This window comes from Dietzia sp. KRD202, assembly GCF_017168155.1.
In the GTDB taxonomy this organism is placed as follows: Bacteria; Actinomycetota; Actinomycetes; order Mycobacteriales; family Mycobacteriaceae; genus Dietzia; species Dietzia kunjamensis.
The window spans coordinates 197835-211959 of sequence record NZ_JABFAN010000012.1; the positions used below are offsets into that span (position 1 = coordinate 197835).

Here is a 14125-nt window from a genome sequence, read left to right on the forward strand (position 1 = left end):
GAACAGAGCGGGGTTAGCTGAACTGAGACTCTTCCGTGATCATGTCGACGATCATCGCCGTCTCAATTGAAACCCGAGTGACTTTGGCGATCAGGTTGACGATGTAGAGATGGTCGTCGTGTTCGTCGGCCCAGTCGTTGGGGTCGTTGACGATCCCTGAGGCCTTGTCCGACTTGACCTGGTACCTGTCGACAAGCCAGGCCAGCGCCGTGCGTGAGCCGAGGAGGTAGCGCTCGGCGTCGTCGGGGATGCCGGAAATGGTGACGTGGCGGTTGTAGATGATCGTGGTGTGGTCGGTCTTGGACTTGAACTTCAGCTTCTCAACTCGCCAGGTGGTGCGGTCACAGTCGTCGACGCCCGGTTTGACGGTCACGTCTAGTGGCCACGGTTCGACGTTCTCGTACCCGACGTGCAGGTTTGCAAGCTGCCTCCCCCAATTGGCGAGCTGATCAAACCGTTCGCGTGAGGAGGGCGGTGGTAGGTGCGGCAGCGTCTTCTTGAGGTCCGCGGCGTAGCGGGTGCGGTAGCCGGGGTCGTGGAGTTGAGCGTAGACAGAATAGTAGATGCCGTCTTTCTCCACTGGGCCGCCGAGTGCTTGCGAGTACACCGCAGCGATGTCGTCGGTGATGTTGTCCACTCGCCGATAGCCGAACTCGTCGACTGGCCCCTGGTCGCTGAGATCAAACCCGCCATCAGATGACCCGGCGGGCACATACATCCACCGAGGGAAGAACTGACCACTGCTGGACCCCCACAGTGCGAGGTCGACGATGCGATCTGACATGAGCAGACTGAATGGCTTGTCGCTGCCAGCGCCAACCACGTAAAAGCCCATGTTGTGGTGGTGTGGGGTGGGGAACATCGACGGTGTGCGTCCGCGCTCATGGTTGAGATACTTATCGAAGTAGGCGAACTGTTGGCTGAAGGGCCGGTAGAGGCTAGGGACGATCTTCTCGGGATCGTACGAGAGTTCAACTCCTCGGGCAGCGTGCGTGCGCAGGCTTCGAGACCATTTGATCGTTGTTTCCCTCGCATGCTCGGGATACGTGGCGAGAAACGCGGTGACGTTCTTCTCGTTCGCCCTGGTCAAGCCCTGTTTCTGCTTGTACGCAGAGAAGTCGGCGGCGGCCTGGTTGTAGTTGTCGATGAGAGTTCGAACTTGATCTTCGAGCCGCCGGCGCGAGTAGCTGTACACCCATGGATCTCGGTTGGTTTGCAGTCCTGCGGAATAGGTGTGGAAGTAGCGGGTTGAGGTGTCGCCGGTTTTCTTGGTGCCGAGGACAGGCCAGGCGCCGTATGCGTCGTCGCGTTGGCCGATCCAATCACCATGTGCGTTGGGGGTGATGGTATGCCAGTCGAGATTTTCGAGAGTGGCGGTGTCAATGGTGGCGAGTTTCTCGTCGCGAGAGAGGTAGTCGCCGATGCTGCGATAGAGAATTTCGCAGTCGCCGTTGTGCGACGGGTCTTTCACTCCGATCCAGATGGCGATCGTAGTTTGGGAACCTCCGCCGAAGATCTGACCTCCCTCTTCTTTCCAATTGGACTTTCGCATGTTTCCGCGAAGGTTGTAGACGTAGATTCGATCGTAGTCCTGCGCGAGGGATAGGCGAATTCCGTCCGAGGTGTTGTTCTCAATCCACCCGCCGTTGGCGACAAAGGCGACGATTCCTTGATTGCCAATGCGGTCGGTGGCCCAGCGGAAGGCTCGCAGATAGGAGTCGTACAGGCTGTTCTTGTTCGCGCCAGTGGAGAGTCTGGCGTAGGTGTCGGCGACCCGGCCGTCGATAGTGGGGTACGACATGTTGGCATTGAGGTCGTTGGCCGAGCCCTGCCCGACCGAGTAGGGCGGGTTGCCGATGATGACGTTGATCGTGGTGTTGAGCTGACGAGTAATGCGGTCGTTGTTCGCAGGAAATACCTGCAGGTCGAGACCGTCGTCCGCTTCGGAGATCTGGAAAGTATCTGCCAGCACGATGCCGGGGAACGGCTCGTAGTCGTCAACGTTGGCGTCGGTGAGGGCGTGGTAGGTGGTTTCGATGTTGACTGCGGCGATGTAGTAGGCGAGCAGCATGATCTCGTTGGCGTGCAGTTCGCTGGCGTACTTGCGGGCGAGGTCATCGGAGTGGATGAGGCCGGATTGCAGGAGGCGGGTCATGAAGGTGCCGGTGCCGGTGAATCCGTCGAGGATGTGCACCCCTTCGTCGGTCAGGCCGCGGCCGAAGGCATCGCGGGAGGCTTGGTCGGCGGCCCGCAGAATAAAGTCGACGATCTGCACTGGGGTGTAGACGATGCCGAGGGCGTCGGCTTGTTTGGCGAAGCCGAGTTTGAAGAAGCGTTCGTAGAGTTCGGCAATCACCTGCTGCTTGCCTTCAGCAGACGACACCTCGGACGCACGCACGCGTACGGAGGCGTAGAACTTTTCTAGAGAGTTGGTTTCTGAATCCAAGCCGCTGTCGGATAGGGCGTCGACCATGGTTTGCATGACGCGGGAGACCGGGTTGTGGGCGGCGAAGTCGTGGCCTTCGAAGAGGGCGTCGAAGACGGGCTTGGTGATCAGATGCTGGGCCAGCATCGACACCGCGTCTTCGCGTCCGATGGAGTCGTTGAGGTTGTCTTTGAGTCCTTGTACGAAGTCCTCGAACCTATGGGTGAGAGCCGGGTCGGCGGCGTCGAGGATGGCGTTGATACGGGTGATGAGGCGAGCTGAGATGTCGGAGACGTCTGAGGCCCAGTCTTCCCAGTAGGTGCGGGTGCCGACCTTGTCGACGATGCGGGTGTAGATGGCTTCCTGCCATTCGGACAGGGAGAACAATGCCATCTGCGTCGCGGCGGCCTTGTCGTCGTTCTTCTTCTCTGTCTCTGTGGTTTCTTGGCCGTCGACGTGGTCGGTGGCCGCGGAGATGTTGCCGGCGAGGAGCTGGGAGGTGCCCTTGCCGAGCTCCTTGTCGGCGTTGCTGGTGTTGAGGGCGATGGAGTTGACCATCGCGTTGAAGCGTTCGTCGTGGGCGCGTAGGGCGTTGAGGACCTGCCACACGGTCTTGAACCGTTTGTTGTCTGCCAATGCCTGGGAGGGTGGGGTGTCGGCGGGGACTGCGACGGGCAGGATGATGTAGCCGTAGTCTTTGCCGGCGGATTTGCGCATGACGCGGCCGACGGATTGGACGACGTCGACTACTGAGTTGCGGGGGTGCAGAAATAGCACCGCATCCAGCGCGGGTACGTCGACGCCTTCGGACAGGCAGCGGGCGTTGGTCAGGATGCGACACTCGTCGTCGTCGATGGGTGCTTTGAGCCAGGACAGTTCTTCATTGCGGCGCATTGCGTTGTAGGTGCCGTCGACGTGGTGGACTTGGCAGCTCAGATTGCGGTTCGTCTCTAGGATTTCGCGGCCGTCGTCTTCGGCGTCGTCGAGCAGGTCCTGGTAGGCGTCCACGACGGCGGGGAACATTGCTTCGATCTGTTTGGACGAGGCGATGTCTTTGGCGAACGCGACGGCCCTTTTCATTGGCTGCGCACCGGGCGGAAAGGATTCTCCCGACGCGGTGGCGCCGGCGCGTTTGGCCAGGCCGTTCCAGCAGCCCACGATCTTTGAGGCGTCGTCTAGGGTGAGTTCGCCGTCGACGGCGAACTGGTCCTGCATCCGTGGGGCCATCACGGATTCGTCCACGGTCAGCACGAGCACTTTGTAGTCGGTGAGCAGGCCCTTGTCGACGGCCTCTCCGAATCCGAGGCGGTGGAATTCGGGGCCGAAGATCTCGAGGTCGTCCATGGAGGAAATCTCCGCGGAGTGCTCTTCGGCCTTGGCTTTGGTGGTGTCGTCGAACAGGCGCGGGGTCGCCGTCATGTAGAGCCTGCGGTGGGCTCTAAGGAACTCCGCGTCGTGAACGCGGGTGAAGTTTGACGGGTCGTCGCCGGCAAGGGTGACGCCGGTGGTGCGGTGCGCTTCGTCGCAGATCACCAGATCGAATGGGTCGACCCCGTGCTCGGACTGTGCAGCCGCGACCGCGGGGAGGGACTGGTAGGTGGTGAAGACGACTGTCAGGCCGGCGGCGCGTTTGCCTTTACCCATCCTTTCGGCCAGCTCAGCAGGGTCGGTGGTCACCGGGATGGCCACGTCTTCGGTGGCGTAGTCCTCCGCAGCGCGGGATACTTTGTTGTCTGAGCAGACGGCGAACGAGCGCATGTCGAGCTGGCACTGGGCTGACCACTCCCGCAGTGTCTGTGACAGCAGTGAGATCGACGGGACTGCGAAGAGGATCCTGGCTCGGCCTCCATTGTCGGCTGCGGTGCGCTCAGCGATTTTCAGGGCCGTGAAGGTCTTGCCAGTGCCGCAGGCCATGACGAGCTTTCCCCGGTCGTTGCCCTCGTTGAAGCCGTTGAACACCTTGTCCACCGCCGTCTGCTGGTGCGGGCGAAGTTCGTGCGGCGTTGACGGGGACAGGTCGATAGAGAGTTCACCCTTGGGCCAGGCGATGTCCCAGTCGATCGGAGCGGCCTCGAGATGCTCGGTGCCGATCCGCTGCACCGACACGGTCTGCCCCTCAAGCGCTGCGAGTGCGTTCTTGCCCCACTTGTTGGTCGTGGAGATGATGATCCGCCGCGAGAATGGTGCCTTGCCCGACTCGGTGAAGAACGAGTCGATGTTCGCCTTGGTCAAGGTGTGGTCTGGTGCGTAGAACTTGCACTGTATCGCCGCGTACTCACCGGTATCACGTACGCGAGCTACCAGGTCGATCCCGTTGTCGGGCTTGCCGTCTCGGTCAGGCCAGTCGATCCACCGCCATACCGCGTCGTACTCCCGCGACAGAGTCGGGTCGAGTTCGAAGTAGCGCACCATTAGTTGCTCGAACTTCGTCCCCATCTCCACAGTATTTGGAGCCTGGCGGAATGCGTCGATGACCTGAGCAAACGATGACATGACCAACATTCTGGCCTAGTGCAGCGTCGGGCGTCTGCGGACACGCAATGCCTGTTGATGGACAGCATTGCGCAATGCTGTGAAACCTTGACCAGTTCGCGGTGGTGTGGTTGCCTCAAGGGCATCGGAGTACGCAGCCAGAAGGGGCCCCGACACTACGGAAGGAGGTCGACCGAGCCACTGATCGTGGCACCGTGAGTCGATCTCGGTCGGGCACGGCGGTTATTCCGATATGTCGAATCTTCCTTCGGCCAGACTTGGGGCGCCTCGGCGTGTACCCAGGACAGTTGACGACCACACTGCCGTCAGTGTCCATCTCTCCATACCCGGTTGGGTCGCGCGCGAGCTGTACAGCGCCGCGCGCAGGGACCACCGGGCTCTGTCTTCCGTTGCGTCGCTGGCGCTTGCGGAGTACCTCGGTATCTCGGAACCCCCGGAGTCGCCAGACGGGCCCTAGTCGGATCGCGTCGGGGCGCGCATCGAAATTCCTCAGCACACCAAGTCGCTAGCTGGCCTGTGTCAGCGAGTTGTCTTGGTGACTCCTGCAGCGAAATCGCCACGAGCCGGGGGGCAACCCGGCTCGTGATCATGCGAAGCGCTCAGGCTTCACTCTCATCATTTCTCCTGAAGGAGTCCCCGTCATGATGACGCATTCCCAGACGCCGGTCAATGGCGACCAGAATCTCGACAGCGCTACGCCTCCCGCGAAGACCTTGAGAATCACCTCTCTCGAGGGTGTGGTCGCTCAGTTGCATCAAAGCGATCGATCTGTCCGTGAGGTGAGCTTGGCGGATGTGACCTGGCATGACGTCGCTGATGCGCGTCCAGCCCGCACTTTTCGCGCCTACAAGGGCCGCAGGCACTACGACGGGTTGTGGTGGTCATCAACCACGCGGTCGCTTGTCGGATTTGAATCACTGCACGAACGGGCATTCCTGATCACCGCAGATTCAGACCCCGAGGTCGTGCATATCTCGTCCCAGCCTATGAAGCTCACCGGTCCAGACGTGGTCAGCGAACGGGAGCGCGACCGGATCCCAGATTATCTGCTGGCCTACGCCGACGGATCAGTTGAATTGGTGGATGTGTCTACCCCGAATAGAGCGAGGACCGACCGAGTTCAAGAAGCGACCGGCTGGTTGCGACATGTCTGTCTCCTGCGCGGCTGGCGCTACCGACTATGGACGGGTGATGACCCGGTGCGGCTACGCACGCTTCGTCATGCGGCGGGCTACCGCAATCCACGGCTCGTCGCGGCCGAGGACTTGGACATCGTTCTGGAGTCAATTCCCGCGTATGGAGTGTCGGTCCGCCAGTTGCTCAGCGACCTCCCGCCGCGAGTGGATCGACCTCGTATCGTCCCCGCCGCTCTTCATCTGGCGTGGCATGGCCACGTCAGCCTGGATTGGGCCACGAAGCTTCGCCTGGACACCGTGCTTCACGCACGTGGCGCCGATGCGGATGAGGCGGTGGCTTGATGAGCACCACGTGGGTACCTGCAGTAGGTATGACGGTGAAAGTCCGCGGGGAGCTGGTGACGATCGTGGAGATTACCGGCACCGACATAGTTCTGCGGGCAGTCGTCTCCAACAGGATGTCAACGATCGGGATCGTTGAGTTCCTGACGGTTGTCGAGCAAGTCCACCCAGTGCAGCAAAGCTCGATGGTGACGGGGCTGGATTTACTCACGGCCAACGAGCGAGACAAGCTCGAGACGCTAGTGCGTGAGCTGTCGTGGATTATCGATCCGCTCGACGACGCGAGCGCCCCCGCCTCACTTGAAGAACGTGTCGAGGCGATCGCATCTGCCCGGGAAAAGTCCATGCGGACCGTGTACCGACTGCTGAAGACCTACCGCGAACAAGGAGCCGACGGCCTCGTTTCCGGCAACCTCAAGAGGCGGCGCCTCATCCGAACTGATCAACGATGGAGCGAGATTGCCCGCGAGGTTCTCGCCAGCCACGTGCGAGACACCACACGAAGCCGCAAACTCCTGCTCGAGGAGATTAACGAGCTGTTCCTGTGGGAGCTCGGTGACTCAGCTGACTTGCCCAGTCAGCGGACCCAGTATCGAAGGCTGGAGGAATGCGCGAAGGGTGCAGCAACCTTCGCCGGCACCAAGCGACGTGAGTCGGTGGCCAACTCCCCCAAGATCGCACATGGGCGAATGGACATCACCCGGCCAGGGCAATTGGTGGTGCTGGACTCGCACCGGGTGGACATCCTCGTCGTGATGCCGGGGTCCAGGTTGCACAAAGACCTCGTCACGCGGGTCGAGATCTCGGTTGCGCAGGATTACTACACCCGAGCCATCGTCGGAATTCAGGTGAGCCCGGCCACCGATCGCGTGGACGTCGGGAACGTCATCATGCAGGCATGTACTCCGATGCCTGCACCCGAGGGCACCCCGATTGAGTCCACGTGGCGATTCCACGGAATCCCACAGCAGATCGCGGTGCCGGAAGGGCAGGTGTGGGGCATGCCGTACGTGGGCCCCGAGGCGATCCTCACCGATCGCGGAAAGCCGTACGTCTCTGAGCACGTGGTGTCGGTGTGCGAGGGCCTGGGCATCTCTGTGTACGCAGCTCAGCCGTACAAACCGACCGATAAGGCAACGTTGGAGCGGTTTTTCCGCACCGCCAACGACAGCCTGTTCTCACGTCTGCCCGGTTATGTCGGCAGTGACCCAACCCAGCGCGGACTAGACGTCGACAAGGAACAGCTACTGACTATTGACCAACTCGATACAGTCCTGCGCCGATGGGTGTGCGAGGTGTACCACCACAACGCGCAGAGCCGCCTGACCTTCCCGGGTCTGCATCAGCGGGAGATGTCACCGGCAGAAATGTATTCCGCATCGATTGCCGTGCATGGGCTGCCGCAGTTGCTGGTCAGGCCCGACGACTGGTTCAAGTTCCTGCCCAAGGTCGCCAGAACGATTCAGCACTACGGAGTGCAGCACGACCACCGCATCTACGACGGCCCAGCTCTGGACGCCTACCGTCATCGCCGGTCGACAGAGCCCCGTGTCAACCGGGCGGAGAAGTTTCGATTCGCTGTTGACCCGCAGGACATCCGCAAAATCTACTTCCAAGATCCCGAGACCAATGAGATCCACACATTGTGGTGGACGGAAGCACATGGTCTCGACGCACCGTTCAGCGACGCCACGATGCAGATGGTCCGCACCATCGGGGCCGAGGACCTGCCCGATCGATGGCACCACGAACGGGAATTCGTCGACGCAGCACTGAAAGCAATGGGCAAGGATCGCAAGCTGCGCTCGCGCATCTACGAAGACGATTCCCGGTTGCCGAGCGTGCTAGACAAGCTCGCTGCCGCCGATCGCGCGTGGGCCGAAGCGAAACCGGACGATCAGCGGCCAACATCCGAGGACGCGTTCGAAGACGATCTCGATGATCCGGACGCAGATTTCGACGATGTCGTTCTTCTGGCGATCTCTGAGGACAGCGATGAGTCGGATGATGACTGGACGGGCTTGGGGCTATGACTACTGAGATTTCGCGCAGAAGTTGGCAGGGGTGGCAAGCCTTCTGCGACACACCGTATCTGCAACGGCCAGACCTCAAGACCGCCCCAGAACTCGCGGATATGGAGGAGGACGCGCTGGAGGAGTATCAAAAGCTGCGGATCCGCTACCACACCTTCATGACGCCGGTGGAGACCGCGTTCCTCAAAGAAATCCGCCAGGTAGTTCAGTTGGTTCGAGCGACGAATCCGGTCGGTGGGTACGCAGCACGCAACGCGGTCGTCATCGACGGCGCGCCGACGGTCGGCAAGACAACGGCGATCAACCATGTCGCTCGAGCCGTGGATCGGCGCTCCCGCCGCCTCAACGGTGACAGAACCGCCACTGGCGCGCACCGCATACCGACCGCCCGGATCGGCTTGAGCGGAAGTCCCTCGATCAAGGCGTTCTCACGGTCGATAGCAACATTTCTCGGGGTCCCCGAGGGGCTGAATCTCACCACTGAGAGGTGGACAGCGGCCGCGATGGGGGCACTCGAGAAGGCTGAAACCGAACTGCTGATAGTCGATGACCTGCACTGTCTCAACGCCGGTAGCCGCGATGGGCAGGCCTTGACTGACCATCTCAAGCGGATACTTGACGACTTCGCCGGCACCTGTGTGTACGCCGGCGTGGACTTGGCCGATAAGGGTCTCTATGACACCAGCGGCAGGAGAACCCGCGGTCGTATCGACCAGACCGCCCGGCGGTGGACCCTGGTTCGCGGTGACCGGATCTCCCTCGCCGATGCGGAGGGGCGAAAGGAGTGGAAGAGTCTGGTCGCGACGTTGGAGTCTCAACTCGCGCTGTGCAATCACGAGTACGGCTATTTGGCTAGTCACGCTGACCTGCTTTATGAATGCACTACTGGCAGCGTGGGTTCGCTGACTGAGTTACTCAAACGCGCCGCCGCCATTGCGATCGTCAGCGGCGCGGAGCGGGTTGATGAAGGCGTGATCGATCAGACCCCCCTTGACATCGGAGCCGTCGCAGCACGCAGAGCCGCTGCCGGAGAACAACGCGCCCGGAAGGGCAAGGCAGCAAAGGGGAAACGTCGTGGAGCATGAGTTCCCCAGTGCACCCCTGGCTGTCACGCGCACGATGCGATCTGGCCAGGACCTGCAGAGCTTCCTTGAGTTAGTCGCTGGCGACAACTCCCTCTCGGTCAGCGAGTTGCTGCGCGCCTACGGAGAGAAGGCGCCTCAGGGGCCATACGACCTGCTGTCAGGCCCCGAAATCGACTGGGCCCGGATCGGGCACGCTCTAAGCATTGGCGCAGAGTCGCTGCGGTCGGCCACCTTCCAGAGCATCCCCTCTGAGGTTGCGATCGCCGAGAGTTGGATCAACCCCGAGGCCTACCAACGGCAGGGGCATCGGCGAGACCAGCGTCTACGGCGCTCCGGAGCCCGGTACTGCCCTGCCTGTTTGGTTGACCGAGACGGCGCGTGGAAGCTGCGTTGGTATCTGCCAACGGCCGTGGCGTGCACGAAACACCTGGTGCTTCTGGTCGACGCCTGCCCGGGGTGCGGTCGAGTACCGCACTCCGGGGAGAAGCGTCTGACTGCAGTGCCAGCTGATGCGACTCGCTGTCAGCACCCGAAGGCACTCAGCAAGGATGCGAAACGCCCAGGCCGTCCGGCGCGGTGCGGGACAGATCTGACCAGCGCAGCGGCGCGCGGCGTCGACCACGGGCACCCGGTTATCGCCGCTCAACGGATGGTTGACCAGGTCCTCACCGCGTTGGTGTCCGGTGACCAGGTCACGGCCTGTGGCCTTTTGGTTCCGGCGACGGTGGTTCTCAATGCGCTGGTGCGTATCGTGAACTGGCTATCGATGTGGCAAGTGGACCTCGCAGACGCAGTAGCCGCCCATCTCGCACCCGGGCGCAGAATCAGCGCGGGTACGGGATACCGGCTTTCCGAACACGCCGCTGGTCCGGGACCGATATTCGCCGCGCATCTCAGTGCGGCTCAGTACGGGGTGCAGTTGGCTGCCGCAGCCGACATCCTCAGTGCGCCCCACCTCGAGGCTGCGGCTCAAGCCCTGGAGCGCTACGAGGACCTCAAGCATTCGCCTCCGGCCTACGGTGCACCATTCACCAGGCCCTTCATCCGCCAGCAGGATCGCTCAGATAGTGCGCTGGCCACCGCGATCACTCTCACGCGAGACCGCGACACGATGAAGGTCGCCGATCAACTGTCCTACCGGATGTACAGCCTGGTGCCGCGCAAGCCGAGACGTCTTGGCGCTCCCGCCGCCTGGCCCGCCGCAGAGTCATCCTTGCGAAATCTGGAGCCGAAGCATCTGCCTCAAGCACTCTGGCCTTCACTCACGGTGACCCTGCCGCGTCTGACTCAGAAGGACACCGGGGCCCAAGCGGTCAGCAGTTCGTTGATCTTGGCGCGTATGGGCACGCACACCAGATGGTTTGAACTCGCGGCACAGCTTCAACTGTCGTCTTCGAGTGCTCGGACCGTCAGCACCCACCTGCAACGCTTGGCTGAAGGGGACCTGCTCGACCACACGCTTACTATGTTGGATCACTACTGGGACGTGCTCGCATGCTCGCCTCCGCCGATTGACTATGACCAGCGGAGATGGGTCTTTCGGCGACCGCCAGCGCTCGACACTGACCTCGACCGGGAGCTCACCCGGCTGGACGTGGCGACGACGGAGACGACGCGGCACTTCGTGTCCGTACGGCTGTGGGAAACACTGACCGGAAGCGATGCGCGCTTCACGGCTTTGGGGCCACTTTTGGCGCCGGGTCGCAAGCGGACGGAGTATCGAGCGTTTCACAACAGGTTCGGGGCGCCACTACGGCACGCGATCGAGTCTGCGGCCACTAGAGCACTCGATACCGCCGGAATCGACGAGCCCGCCCAGTGGGAGCCATCCATTGACGGGCGGCCATCGCGGCACCGCGCCGTGCCGCACGAGCCATCTGACAAACGAGTCGATCCCCATCATCGCGACCTTCATCAAGCATCTGACTCGAATTCGCTGGTCACTTGGTACCTGGAGAAGGGACGGATCGAAGAGCCGTTGGCATTCGGGAGGTTCGTGAACTTCGTTCAACGCTGGCATCGCAGCTTCATCGACCCTGCTACCGGGGTCGTGCGCCCCGGAGCGAGTAAGCCGTCTAGCTACGACAGGGACGACGGCCGCCTTCTCATCCAGAGCATCACGCCGTACAGGCCACTCGAACAGATGTGGGTGCAAGACCGTGCCGACGACTTCCCGGCCGACGCCATAGCGGATGCCGAGGCAGTCTTCGACGAGGCTCTACACGCCGACTTCATGCTCTTCGACCAACTGGTGGAGAACGCAGTCAACGGTCTTCCGAGCACTTCTACAGGTCAGGGCAGACGCCTCGAGGCGTACCGAGTAGCTCGCTAGCGAAAGGCTCGGCGCTGGCCGGCAGCACGAACACCGGCCAGCGCCGAACCCCCAACAGCGCGGTCAGCTCACGACTCCCGAGGCGATAGCCGTCCACTGGTCGACATCGCCCGTGTCTGGTCCGAAGACGGCCCCGTACGCCAGATCGACCTGCTCGGCATGAACCTCGATGTTGTTGTCTGCGTGATCGTAGATGGTCAACTTCGCGCGGCGGGTGTTGTCGGGGTCGCGAGTGACTTCGACTTGGTAGCGGTCGTCGAGGCGGGGCCACCACACGACCCAATCGCCGTCGGTGGGCTCGGTGCTGTCCCAGTCCATGACCGGTCCGACAGGCGCGGTGCGGATCGGGTGGGGCAGGCCGAGGACAGCACCGTCGAGGCTGATTAACCCCTCTTCGACGGCGGCGTGCGCCAACTCCCAGGGCATCGGCACATCGAGCACCGCCGACACTGTCTGCAGATACAGGTTTGAGCCCCACAGGTCGTCCCCGTGTCGTTGACCGAGCCACATGCCGGCCAGGGCGGCATCGACCATCGTCCGCAGAGCCTCGGTTGTGGCCTCTGGAAAAAGTGGCCGTAGTGACAGTGCCCGGAGGTAGGCGGTCACTGGGCGGTACGCGCAGTCAGCATCGCCGCGGAAGCTGATCGTGCCACCTCCAGCTTTGACTACGTGCTGCAGAGAGCACTCGCACAACAGGGACGACATGCTGAGCCCGTCGATGTCTTGGCGGACCCAGGCGACGCGGTGCCAGCCGTCACCTGGCGGGATGTGAAGCACGAGCCGTGATCCTGGCTCATCGCGCTGGGTGCTGGTTAGCTTTTCAGTGGGGACGCCGCTGAAATCGGGCGGCCATGTCGATTCTCGCGGGACCGGCTGCTTGGCATGAAACGGGAACTTCTCCGCCTTCACCTCGCGGAGTGAGGGATAGCGGGGCGCGGTGAGTATCCGCGCCCACACCAGCGGCGTTACCGTCGCCTCTGGGTCGCTGTCGGCGATCGCGTGGAGGAAGGCGGCATCGGCTGCCGGCCAGGTGTCGAGTTCTTCGGTGGGTGCGTCGATGAACACTGCGGACGTGGACTCCAGGCCCGCCGTGTGCAGTGCGGCAAGTTCGTCCCACGGTCTGAAGTGGCCCAAGTCTTGCCGCGGCAGGTCAACGGTGACAGTGGTCGCCTCACCTAGCGGGTCGCTGCTCGTCTGGAGTTGCATCGGTGGCCTCCTTCTCGGCCCGTCGGTCCAACCACGACCTGGAATCAACCCTCCGGCTGTGAGCTGAGACCGCGGCCGCCTGTCAACGGATGACACCAGACGGCTACGACAGACGCTAGAAACCTGATTCTCCCGTACTGATCGACTTGCAGCCAGTGAAGATGCGGACAGCCGTATTGACGAACGAGGGCCCTCGACTCCCTTGCTTTTTCGGAACCGCCGATGGATCAAGAGTGGTGCCAGAAGCCAGTCCCAAACCGACCCCGAGACCGTCGGGAACGTCATCCGGCTGCACGGCAACTTGCTCGGGGTGACAATGGCACTCATGGACCCGTCACCGGTGACCGATGGCTCGGGGGACACCGGACGTGACGGTGCACTGGACTCGAAGATCGGGCCGTTCTACACCACCGCTTCGATGGCCGAGGTCTTGGATATTTCGCTGTCAGAGACCATGCGCAGGCTTGAGGCAGGGGAAGTGCTGGGCGCCCAGCTGGCAGACGGTGCCTGGGTGTGTCCGACATGGCAGCTCACGAACAGCCAGGTACGTCCCGAATTCCTAGATCTGTGGAGGGTGCTGATCAAGAGCGCCGACGCGTGGACCGCTCTGCTCTGGATATGCGCCCCACACCCCGACCTGGACAACCAGTCCCCGCGGCAGTGGATCGACAACGAGCATCCAGCAGAGCTGGCCGAGTCGCTAGCGGCAGGCGTTGCGTCACGCTGGGCCCAGTAAGCCATCAGATGAACGCAAGTTGCGGTCATTCAGCAGGTTTTCGGCATTCCGTGCGTTGAGAGACTCCGAACGAAGCAACTGTTGAAAAGAAGGCACTTCAGCGGCTGCAGGTCGCACACCGGGCGTGGGTGGCCGTGGCCACGGCCGAGAGAGCGGACGTCGCCCGAGCTAGGTTCATCAGGGCGAACCTTCGCTCGGATGGGCAGGCGCCGTTCATGGCGATTGCTGACGGCAAGTTCAAGCAGTTGATGTGCGCTACTGCAGCGTTCGTTGACGTCACCGACAACTAATCGTCTCTCATCTCCAGTCTGGTCGTGAATCAACCGATTCTCACTTG

At 62.1% G+C, this 14125-nt stretch carries 7 protein-coding genes; 5 read left to right on the top strand and 2 right to left on the bottom strand.

Going from position 1 to position 14125, the window contains the following annotated elements:
- Nucleotides 1–13: 13 nt before the first annotated feature.
- Nucleotides 14–4918: a DEAD/DEAH box helicase gene (locus tag J1M64_RS09260; protein WP_206473958.1), complete on the bottom strand. Its 4905-nt coding sequence runs from the start codon at nucleotides 4916–4918 to the stop codon at nucleotides 14–16.
- 641 nt (nucleotides 4919–5559) lie between these two features.
- Here J1M64_RS09260 and J1M64_RS09265 point away from each other — a divergent pair.
- Genes J1M64_RS09265 through J1M64_RS09280 form a run of 4 tightly spaced genes read left to right on the top strand, consistent with a single transcriptional unit; the run spans nucleotide 5560 to nucleotide 11846 of the window.
- Nucleotides 5560–6396 (top strand): TnsA-like heteromeric transposase endonuclease subunit, encoded by an 837-nt coding sequence (locus tag J1M64_RS09265; protein WP_241261326.1) that lies wholly within the window; start codon nucleotides 5560–5562, stop codon nucleotides 6394–6396.
- Nucleotides 6397–6425: 29 nt separating this feature from the next.
- Complete coding sequence (locus tag J1M64_RS09270; RefSeq protein WP_241261327.1) at nucleotides 6426–8429, top strand: Mu transposase C-terminal domain-containing protein; 2004 nt, start codon at nucleotides 6426–6428, stop codon at nucleotides 8427–8429.
- On the top strand, nucleotides 8426–9514 hold the full coding sequence (locus J1M64_RS09275; RefSeq protein ID WP_206473960.1) for a TniB family NTP-binding protein: 1089 nt from the start codon (nucleotides 8426–8428) through the stop codon (nucleotides 9512–9514). The genes J1M64_RS09270 and J1M64_RS09275 overlap by 4 nt, the downstream gene beginning before the upstream one ends.
- Entirely contained in the window at nucleotides 9504–11846 is a 2343-nt protein-coding gene (locus J1M64_RS09280) for a TniQ family protein (RefSeq protein ID WP_206473961.1), read from the top strand. Before J1M64_RS09275 ends, J1M64_RS09280 begins: the two co-directional genes overlap by 11 nt.
- A gap of 63 nt (nucleotides 11847–11909) precedes the next feature.
- Here J1M64_RS09280 and J1M64_RS09285 read toward each other — a convergent pair whose 3' ends face one another.
- Nucleotides 11910–13052 carry a hypothetical protein gene (locus tag J1M64_RS09285; RefSeq protein ID WP_206473962.1) on the bottom strand — a complete coding sequence of 381 codons (1143 nt, stop codon included), beginning with the start codon at nucleotides 13050–13052 and terminating at the stop codon, nucleotides 11910–11912.
- Between the two features lie 325 nt (nucleotides 13053–13377).
- Here J1M64_RS09285 and J1M64_RS09290 point away from each other — a divergent pair, with 325 nt between their 5' ends.
- Nucleotides 13378–13788 (top strand): hypothetical protein, encoded by a 411-nt coding sequence (locus J1M64_RS09290; RefSeq protein WP_206473963.1) that lies wholly within the window; start codon nucleotides 13378–13380, stop codon nucleotides 13786–13788.
- Nucleotides 13789–14125 lie beyond the last annotated feature (337 nt).

What these genes read in the sequence shown, in the direction of transcription:
- J1M64_RS09285 (WP_206473962.1), bottom strand. Translation starts at nt 13,052, where the DNA reads ATGCAACTCCAGACGAGCAGCGACCCGCTAGGTGAGGCGACCACTGTC.
- J1M64_RS09260 (WP_206473958.1), bottom strand. Translation starts at nt 4,918, where the DNA reads ATGTCATCGTTTGCTCAGGTCATCGACGCATTCCGCCAGGCTCCAAAT.
- J1M64_RS09275 (WP_206473960.1), top strand. Translation starts at nt 8,426, where the DNA reads ATGACTACTGAGATTTCGCGCAGAAGTTGGCAGGGGTGGCAAGCCTTC.
- J1M64_RS09265 (WP_241261326.1), top strand. Translation starts at nt 5,560, where the DNA reads ATGATGACGCATTCCCAGACGCCGGTCAATGGCGACCAGAATCTCGAC.
- J1M64_RS09290 (WP_206473963.1), top strand. Translation starts at nt 13,378, where the DNA reads ATGGACCCGTCACCGGTGACCGATGGCTCGGGGGACACCGGACGTGAC.
- J1M64_RS09270 (WP_241261327.1), top strand. Translation starts at nt 6,426, where the DNA reads ATGACGGTGAAAGTCCGCGGGGAGCTGGTGACGATCGTGGAGATTACC.